1 protein-coding gene and 2 pseudogenes are annotated in these 1,038 nt (G+C 42.8%); all 3 read right to left on the reverse strand.

Going from position 1 to position 1,038, the window contains the following annotated elements; translation table 11 throughout:
* Positions 1-270 (reverse strand): annotated as a pseudogene (locus J7R05_RS07230) (filamentous hemagglutinin); the annotation flags it as partial.
* A 97-nt stretch (positions 271-367) separates the two neighbouring features.
* The gene (locus J7R05_RS07235; protein WP_208541716.1) at positions 368-781 is read right to left on the reverse strand and encodes a hypothetical protein; all 414 of its coding nucleotides are present in this window, start codon (positions 779-781) and stop codon (positions 368-370) included.
* Positions 778-1,038 (reverse strand): annotated as a pseudogene (locus J7R05_RS07240) (filamentous hemagglutinin); the annotation flags it as partial. The gene J7R05_RS07235 and the pseudogene J7R05_RS07240, both read right to left, overlap by 4 nt.

The following is a 1,038-nucleotide window of genomic DNA, read 5'->3' on the forward strand; positions in this document are numbered from 1 at the left end:
ATAGATAATATTTCCCTTTTCATCACGATCCACCACGGCGATGGAGTGCTTTTTGATAAACATGGTTTTATAGGAATCATCGCTGTATTTAAACCCTTCTTCAAGCAATTGCGTTGCCATTTCACGGTTCTCATGGACGATTTGTTCCAGCCTGCCACCATCAAGCGCTTCTACAACTTGATGAGCTGTAGCGGTGTCACGGTTAAGGGAGGCGATTGTTTGTTCCCCATTTTGCCCTGTCAAGGTCTTTTGCCCTGCTTCATCTGTCAAGATGATGCTGCCATTGTTGATGGTGGAATGAGCAAAAAACCACCCTTCCAAGCAAAAGCAAGGAAGGGGGATTGTTGCTCTTCAAATGCAGCAAGACTTAAGGCTGGCATTTACGACTATTTTTATACTGTTTACAAAACGGGCTATTTAAGCGCTTCTTGACACTGCGCCTCGGGATAACAGCGCCAGGCTGACAAATGGGAAGGTTTTCCTCTCTAAAAGTATAACACGGTCCCCCTATACTCGATACCTCTTTATCTTTATAACGGAAACCATCTTGGATCATGCAAGCATAAATTGTTGCTAATGCATTGTTGCTTATCTTTATACTTTCTGGATCTTTATCAAAGGGAGTTGGCATGCCACATTCTAACAATGCTTTTCCTACCTCAGTAAAGTCCGCTCCTGGCTTCTCCCATGCAGCCAAATATCCTAAGGGAGGTTTATTAAATTGACATCCAGCGATACTTAACAAAGCTATTCCACTCAATAATTTTAAGATTTGTTTCATTTCTTTCTCCTTGAATCAATTTGTACTCGATGGGATATGCCATAGCGCACTCTACACATATGGCCCCCATCTCCAAGACAAGTGTGGGCATTGTAAGGATCTGTGAACATTTTGTATGCCTCTTTCCAACTGTTACTGCCGGTAGGCACTGTCTGGTAGGTATAGCCATTACCGCCGATCACTCGGCTTACAAAGTCATATCTATGCCCATCAAAGCCAACCGTGGTTTGTTTGCCATTATTTAGCTTGTTTAACTT

It is taken from the genome of Bartonella capreoli, assembly GCF_902813205.1.
Classification (GTDB): Bacteria; Pseudomonadota; Alphaproteobacteria; order Rhizobiales; family Rhizobiaceae; genus Bartonella; species Bartonella schoenbuchensis.

Excerpts from the sequence above, each read along its gene's own strand:
- J7R05_RS07235 (WP_208541716.1), bottom strand. The coding sequence starts at position 781 with ATGAAACAAATCTTAAAATTATTGAGTGGAATAGCTTTGTTAAGTATC.